This is a genomic window from Sulfuricurvum sp. RIFOXYD12_FULL_44_77 (assembly GCF_001830725.1).
Taxonomy (GTDB): Bacteria; Campylobacterota; Campylobacteria; order Campylobacterales; family Sulfurimonadaceae; genus Sulfuricurvum; species Sulfuricurvum kujiense_A.
Genome location: NZ_MIBU01000003.1, coordinates 13,435 through 20,708, shown reverse-complemented (window position 1 = coordinate 20,708; position 7,274 = coordinate 13,435). Strand labels below are relative to the sequence as shown.

The 7,274-nt window shown below is 46.8% G+C and carries 5 protein-coding genes and 4 tRNA genes; 5 read left to right on the top strand and 4 right to left on the bottom strand.

Annotation, left to right across the window (positions count from 1 at the left end; all coding sequences use genetic code 11):
* The 4 genes from guaB to ileS form a co-directional block, all read right to left on the bottom strand.
* Positions 1 to 1,392 (bottom strand): IMP dehydrogenase (gene guaB / locus A2517_RS00280; RefSeq protein WP_294893356.1); only part of this gene is annotated, 1,392 nt, incomplete at its 3' end.
* Positions 1,393 to 1,396: 4 nt separating this feature from the next.
* The gene (gatA, locus tag A2517_RS00275) at positions 1,397 to 2,737 is read right to left on the bottom strand and encodes an Asp-tRNA(Asn)/Glu-tRNA(Gln) amidotransferase subunit GatA (protein WP_294893355.1); all 1,341 of its coding nucleotides are present in this window, start codon (positions 2,735 to 2,737) and stop codon (positions 1,397 to 1,399) included.
* Entirely contained in the window at positions 2,734 to 2,874 is a 141-nt protein-coding gene (locus tag A2517_RS00270) for a hypothetical protein (protein ID WP_294893354.1), read from the bottom strand. Before A2517_RS00270 ends, gatA begins: the two co-directional genes overlap by 4 nt.
* Positions 2,856 to 5,630: an isoleucine--tRNA ligase gene (gene ileS / locus A2517_RS00265; protein WP_294893353.1), complete on the bottom strand. Its 2,775-nt coding sequence runs from the start codon at positions 5,628 to 5,630 to the stop codon at positions 2,856 to 2,858. Before ileS ends, A2517_RS00270 begins: the two co-directional genes overlap by 19 nt.
* 98 nt (positions 5,631 to 5,728) lie before the next feature.
* On the opposite strand from ileS, the gene A2517_RS00260 reads away from it, so the two are divergent.
* The 5 genes from A2517_RS00260 (at position 5,729) to A2517_RS00240 (ending at position 7,267) form a co-directional block, all read left to right on the top strand.
* Positions 5,729 to 6,820: a CinA family protein gene (locus tag A2517_RS00260; protein WP_294893352.1), complete on the top strand. Its 1,092-nt coding sequence runs from the start codon at positions 5,729 to 5,731 to the stop codon at positions 6,818 to 6,820.
* Between the two features lie 81 nt (positions 6,821 to 6,901).
* Positions 6,902 to 6,977: transfer RNA gene (locus A2517_RS00255), tRNA-Lys, on the top strand.
* Between the two features lie 16 nt (positions 6,978 to 6,993).
* Positions 6,994 to 7,069, top strand: a tRNA-Glu gene (locus A2517_RS00250).
* A 33-nt stretch (positions 7,070 to 7,102) separates the two neighbouring features.
* Positions 7,103 to 7,178: transfer RNA gene (locus tag A2517_RS00245), tRNA-Val, on the top strand.
* Positions 7,179 to 7,190: 12 nt separating this feature from the next.
* A tRNA-Asp gene (locus A2517_RS00240) sits at positions 7,191 to 7,267 on the top strand.
* Positions 7,268 to 7,274: the final 7 nt, after the last annotated feature.

The following is a 7,274-nucleotide window of genomic DNA, read 5'->3' as shown; positions in this document are numbered from 1 at the left end:
CTCTTTCAGCCCTGCACTGGTGATTTCGACAAACTCTGCCTTATCCCAGAACGCTTCAATGCTCTCAGAGCCGCAATATCCCATAGAAGAGCGTAGCCCCCCCATCATCTGATGCACTACCGCAGCGATACTTCCGCGAAACGGTACACGCCCTTCAATCCCCTCAGGAACGAGTTTATCTGCAGCCGTCCCCTCTTGGAAATAACGATCGGTTGAACCTTTTGTCATAGCCCCTATTGAGCCCATACCGCGGTATGATTTATATTGACGCCCTTGGTACATGATCGTATCGCCCGGTGATTCTTCGGTTCCTGCGAGGAGTGATCCCGCCATAATAACGCTCGCACCAACGGCGAGGGCTTTGGCAATATCACCTGAATAGCGAATACCTCCATCGGCAATGATCGGTACGCCATGTGCACGCCCAACAGCGGCACACTCATCGATAGCCGAGATTTGAGGGACACCTACACCGGCAACAATACGGGTTGTACAGATAGATCCAGGCCCGATACCCACTTTAACCCCATCAGCACCCGCTTCGATAAGAGCAAGTGTCGCTTCACCCGTAGCAACATTTCCGGCGATGATGTCAACGACCATCTCTTTTTTGATCGCTTTAACGGTATCCAAAATCCCTTTAGAGTGACCGTGAGCCGAGTCAAGTACCAAAACATCCACACCCGCATCTACAAGAGCACGCGCTCGGTCAAGCTGTCCGACACCAATCGCCGCACCGACGCGAAGACGGCCGAAATCATCTTTGTTCGCGTGAGGGTATTCGATTCGCTTTTTAATGTCTTTGATCGTTACCAGCCCTTTAAGCAAGCCGTTGTTATCAATAATCGGAAGCTTCTCAATTTTATTAACGTGCATCATTTGCTCAGCATCTGCCAATGTGATCCCAGCTTGTGCCGTTACCAACGGCATTGGAGTCATCGCGTCAATTGCTAACTTCGATAAATCTTTCTCAAAACGCATATCACGGTTGGTCAAAATCCCAAGTAATTTATTATGGGTATCGACGACAGGAACACCCGAAATTTTAAACTCACTCATCAATGCTTCAGCATCTTCAAGGGTAGCATCCGGATGAACAAAAATTGGGTCTATAATGATACCGCTTTCTGATTTTTTAACTTTTTTGATCTGCTTGACTTGAGTCTCGATATCCATATTTTTATGGATAATCCCGATACCGCCCAAATGTGCCATAGCAATTGCCGCACGGTATTCCGTTACCGTATCCATAGCCGCCGAAACCATCGGAATATTGAGGGGAATGTTACGGGTCAACATTGTTTTTAAACTCACCTCTTTAGGGAGAACCTCAGAGTATTTTGGGATAAGCAATACATCTTCAAAAGTGAGGGCGCGTTTACGAATATTCATGAGGTTATCCTTGTAATTGAGTTTCGAGGCTAAGTGCCCCGTTAAAAAGTGTTTGCTCCGCATACGGAGCGGCAATGAGTTGAAGTCCGACAGGCATACCGTTATCGCTCGTGTCGACCGGAATCGAGATCGCGGGAAGTCCCGCGAGGTTGACCGAAATGGTGTAAATATCGCTCAAATACATCTCAAGCGGATCGCTAAGAGCCCCAAACTCGTACGCGGTACGGGGAGCAACCGGAGTTAAAATAAGATCAACCTCTTCGAAAATCTTATTATACTCCTCTTGAATCAATGAGCGCACTTTTTGGGCTTTGACATAATAGGCATCGTAATAGCCTGATGAGAGGACGAAGTTTCCGAGCATAATACGACGTTGTACTTCGGCACCGAAACCCTGTGAGCGGGTTTGAAGAAAAGTATCCTTTAGATTCTCTCCTTCGACACGATTCCCGTAGCGGATACCGTCATAGCGGGCGAGATTGGTTGTCGCTTCCGCCGTTGCGGTGATATAGTACGCTGAGATGTCGTATTTCGGGTCCATCAGGCTTTTCTCGACGATGGTATGTCCTGCGTTTTTAAGGGCTTCTATCGCTTTTGTATACGCTTTGCGGACATCTTCTGAGGCATCCTTGACATAGTCAGGTACGACAGCGATTTTTAGTTTCACATTACGATCGAGTTTATCACTCACAGTGCCGTCATTGCGCTCTGCAGAGGTTGAATCTTTCGGATCATGACCTTGGATAATATCATACAAAATCGCCGCATCTTCAACGTTTTGGGTCATCGGTCCGATCTGATCGAGTGAACTCGCATACGCACCAAGCCCGTAACGACTCACACGTCCGTAGGTCGGCTTCATCCCGACGATACCGCAAAACGCCGCCGGCTGACGGATCGATCCACCCGTGTCACTTCCTAAAGCCGCTACCGCAAGCCCTGCCGCCACTGCCGCTGCCGAACCGCCCGAACTTCCACCCGGGACACAGTTGTGGTTCAGCGGGTTGAGCGTTTTGCCGTAACAGCTGCTCTCCGTCGTTGAACCCATCGCAAATTCATCCATATTTGTCCGCCCAAATGGAGACATATTGTTAGCGAGAAGTTTTTCGATAACAGTCGCGTTATAAGGGGCAATATACCCTTTGAGGATATTAGACCCTGAAGTAACCGACCATCCCGTAACTTGGATATTATCTTTAATCGCGATCGGAATCCCCTCACCGACATTAAGCACATCAATATACGCATTCAATTCAGGATTGGCGGCAATCTTGGCTTTCAACTCATCTTTGAGTAAGTTTAGTTCCTCTTTCGAGAGCTTTAACGCCTCTTTGAGTGTTATCATACACGTTCCTTTCTACGTTTTGCTTGTTTAACCATCATAATACCTAATCCAATGACGGCCAAAATAACTCCGACGGTTTCAATGATAAAACTCATCGGAACAGGCTGTGTCATAGTAATCATTCTGCGACCATCCATCCCGAAACTACTGAGGCACATCGTTTACACACCATCTCTTCTTTTTCACTATGGTATTTCCAGCAGCGGGGGCATTTAGCTTTGGTAGCGAGAGCGATATTAAAAATATCTCCCTCGATCTCAAATGTCCCCAAAATATCTTTCAGTTCGCAAGCGCACCATTTAGAGATGACCAGATACTCTTCAATATCTTCTTTTTTCATTGCTTTGGCAGACTCTGACTTCGTAGAGATAACGAGTTCAAGGGTATTTTTAATCACTTTCTCTTTTTTCAATCCATCCACGATCTCATTGAACTTTTCACGGATCACTTTCATCGTTGCGTCATCCCAGCTGCTCTCAACCGCTTCGATAGAAGCGTACGTTACATCGAAAATATCGTTTGCTTCTCCCTTTAAAATAGAGGGGGCATTCTCGAAAATCTCATCGGCGGTATAGGTCAAAATCGGAGCGATCAGCCCTAACATCGATTTTGCGATAATTGCCATAGCACTCTGCGTCGAGCGGCGCTCTGCCGAGTCGGCCGCATCACAATACATGCGGTCTTTGGTGATATCGATATAAACACCGCTGAGTTCATTCACGATGAAATAGTTCAATCCGCTCATACCATGAACAAAATTGTACTCCCCAAACAAACGGTGGGTCTCATCAAATACCTCTTTCGCTTTTGCCACGATCCACTTATCGATCTCACCCATTTCGCTGTAGGAGACGATAGATTCGAGTCCATCGAGATTGGCGAGCATAATACGAAAAGTATTACGGAGTTTTCGATATTGATCCGCCGTTTGTTTGAGGATATTGCCGGAGATTTTCAAATCTCCCTGATAGTCGCTCATTGCTACCCACAGACGCAAGATCTCACTTCCATACTCTTTGAGTACCGATTCGGGAGCAACAACGTTCCCTTTCGATTTCGACATCTTCTCACCCTTCTCATCGACGGTGAAACCGTGAGTGAGAAGCGCTTTGTACGGTGCGATATGTTCCACCGCAGTACTCAAAAAGAGGGAAGATTGGAACCATCCGCGATGCTGATCAGACCCTTCGATGTACAAATCGGCAGGATACTCTCCCGCATCGTAGTTGCGTGATTTCAGCACCGCATTCCACGTCGAACCGCTATCAAACCAAACGTCGAGAATGTCGGAAACTTTTTCAAGTTCATCCGCTTTGTATCCCGATCCCGGATAGAGGAGCTCTTCGATGCTCATCGAATACCACGCATCAGTGCTGTGCATCTCGAAAATCATCGCGATAAAGTTGAGCACTTTCTCATCCAAAATCACTTCACCCGTCGCCTTAACGCGGAAAAATGCAATAGGAACACCCCAATCACGCTGACGGGAAATACACCAGTCAGGGCGGTTCTCGACCATTGAACCCAAACGGTTACGTCCGCTCTCAGGATAAAACGCCGTTTTAGCTACTTCAGCCTGCGCGATTTCGCGAAGTGTTTTGCTCTCCCCCGCAGGAGTTCCGTCAACGCTGATAAACCATTGCTTCGTCGCACGGTAAATGAGCGGCGTATGGGAACGCCAGCAGTGCGGGTAGGAGTGACGAAATTTCGATACTTTTAACGCACTCTCACCCAAAAGGGCAATAATCGGCTCATTCGCTTTGAAAATATGGGTTCCGACAAACTCTTCGGCATTCGGTAAAAGTTTTTCACGGACAATCGTCTGATCGTAACATCCCGTCTCATCGACCGGCATCACCACTTCGAGGTTGTAGCGAAGCCCGATACGATAGTCGTCTTCCCCGTGTCCCGGCGCCGTGTGAACACACCCCGAACCGTTCTCCATCAAAACATGCTCACCCAAAACCAAATGCGAACCACGGCCATTGAGAGGATTGATCGCATAAAGATTTTCAAACTTTTTGGCTTCAATACGTTGCACAACCGTACCTGTGAACACCCCCTCTTCAATAAGGGCATCGTAGCGTTTTTCAGCCACGATGTATCCGTCACTGGTACGAACATATACCTCTTCGGGGTTAAGAGAAATCCCTGTGTTCGACGGAAGCGTCCACGGTGTCGTCGTCCAGATCACGATGGCGGCATTCCCTTCGATTCCTGCACGGATTTTAGCATCGTCGTTTAGTTCAAACGCGACATAGATGGAATAGTCCTCTTTATCTTCGTATTCAACTTCAGCTTCAGCTAACGCCGTCCGCTCCGCCCAGCTCCAATAGACCGGTTTGGAACGCTCGATTAAAAGCCCTTTTTTCGCCACGGCGCAAAGAGTGCGATAGATATTCGCTTCAAACTTGGAATCCATCGTCAAATACGGATTATCCCAATCCGCAATAACACCGAGTTTTTTAAACTCTTCGCGCTGGATACCGACAAACTCTGACGCGTGATCGCGGCACATTTGGCGCACTTCTGCCGTGCTGAGAAGCTCTTTTTTCTGTTTTCCGCCCAGTTTTTTCTCTACTTGCTGCTCGATAGGTAGCCCGTGACAATCCCAACCGGGAGTAAAACGAACCGATTTACCGTTGAAATAGTGATATTTAACAATAATATCTTTAAGAACTTTATTGAGAGCATGACCGATATGGGTATGGCCGTTGGCATACGGAGGACCGTCATGCAGAGTAAAACTCTCTGAGCCTTTACGATTGGCTTTCATTTTGCCGTAAACATCGTTTGCAATCCACGCAGCATACCGTGTAGGCTCGTTTTGAACCAAATTTCCACGCATCGGAAATTCAGTCTGAGGTAGAAGGAGGGTCTCTTTATAATCCATCTGTTACCTTATAGAAAAAGTGGTGCATTATATCTTTTAGGTGATTAAAATTTGCTGTCACTGTGCTATACTATCCCAATTTTATACTCAGGAAAACCATGAAACGTGATGTTATTTTCGTAGGTAATCGGCTGATTTTGAATGAAGCGTATGAGCGTTATATCCTCCGAAGTATCAAAAATCGTCTTGCGTCGATCGATTCCATCAACTATTTTGAAGAGTCGGATAAAGGACTTTTTTTACATCTGGAAACTCTTTTAAAAAATGAATCCAAGCTCATCATCATCACAACTAAAAATACCTTTACGATTGTGGGGAAACTCCTCAGTACCGTCACCGCCGACAATCAAATTTTAAAAGAGCAGATGCTTATCCCATCCCGCGCCAGCATCTTAGAAAACGGCAGCTATCTCCTCACCCATAACAGCTCTGAGATCAACGTTATTTTAGCGACGGAGGGGAAAATGCTCCCCCCGATTCTTATCGATGATGAATCGCGTCTTGCCACTATCCACCTCTTTAATGAAGAGCTCCTGAGTGCCCAAACGCTCCTTGAACCCTTAGCCCAAAACTTCGATGTAAAACTCGAATTCAGCGAATTGGTAGAGGGGTGGCTCAAAATCCGTATCCATACCCGACGTCATGGAAATCTTTCACAGTTTATTGCATCTGCTCGCGGTTTAATGCATCATAAAGTCATTGCGGCTACCAATATCGGGGCGTTTATTATTGAGAAGCTCTCTCACCACCATAAAAAAATCTCATTTGCCGAAAGCTGCAGCGGTGGATCACTCGCCCATTTTTTCACCTCCCAAAGTGGAGCGTCCAACATTTTTGACGGTTCACTCGTTACCTACTCTAACACTCTCAAAGCCAACTGGCTGGCAGTCGATGATGACGCGATTGAACAGCACGGTGCCGTAAGCGCCGAAGTTGTCTTAGAGATGTCCGAGGGGGCTATGAACGTCAGTTTCTCTGATTATGCAATGGCGATCAGCGGTATTGCCGGACCTACAGGGGGAACCGATGCCAAGCCGGTAGGAACCGTATACATCAGTGCCAGGTCGAAAACCTCTGTCCACACGGAACGTTTTCATTTCGAAGGGGATCGTAACTACATCCAAGAGCAAAGTGTTCTGATGGCCGTTAAAATGCTCCTTAATATTGACAAAGAATTGTTTTTTACCTAAATCGCTTTTTCTCCTTGACAAAACGACATCTTTCCCCTATAATTTCGCCCTCACAATCGTCCAGTTTTGATGATTGAAGAGGTCTCGTTAGCTCAGCTGGTAGAGCATTTCACTTTTAATGAAGGGGTCGATGGTTCGAATCCATCACGGGACACCATATTGTTGATTTCAGTGACCCTTTCGTCTAGTGGCCAAGGACACTATCACTTCATGGTAGGAACAGAGGTTCAAATCCTTTAGGGGTCGCCACTTGTTCATGTTATTTTGATTTTTTAAACTCACGGGAGTTTAGCTCAGTTGGTAGAGCGCTACCCTTACAAGGTAGATGTCACAAGTTCGAGTCTTGTAATTCCCACCATAATTTTTGGCTGCAGCGGTAGTTCAGTTGGTTAGAATGCCTGCCTGTCACGCAGGAGGTCGCGGGTTCGAGTCCCGTCCGCTGCGCCATATGTTA

What these genes read in the sequence shown, in the direction of transcription:
- gatA (WP_294893355.1), bottom strand. Translation starts at nt 2,737, where the DNA reads ATGATAACACTCAAAGAGGCGTTAAAGCTCTCGAAAGAGGAACTAAAC.
- ileS (WP_294893353.1), bottom strand. Translation starts at nt 5,630, where the DNA reads ATGGATTATAAAGAGACCCTCCTTCTACCTCAGACTGAATTTCCGATG.
- A2517_RS00270 (WP_294893354.1), bottom strand. Translation starts at nt 2,874, where the DNA reads ATGGATGGTCGCAGAATGATTACTATGACACAGCCTGTTCCGATGAGT.
- A2517_RS00260 (WP_294893352.1), top strand. Translation starts at nt 5,729, where the DNA reads ATGAAACGTGATGTTATTTTCGTAGGTAATCGGCTGATTTTGAATGAA.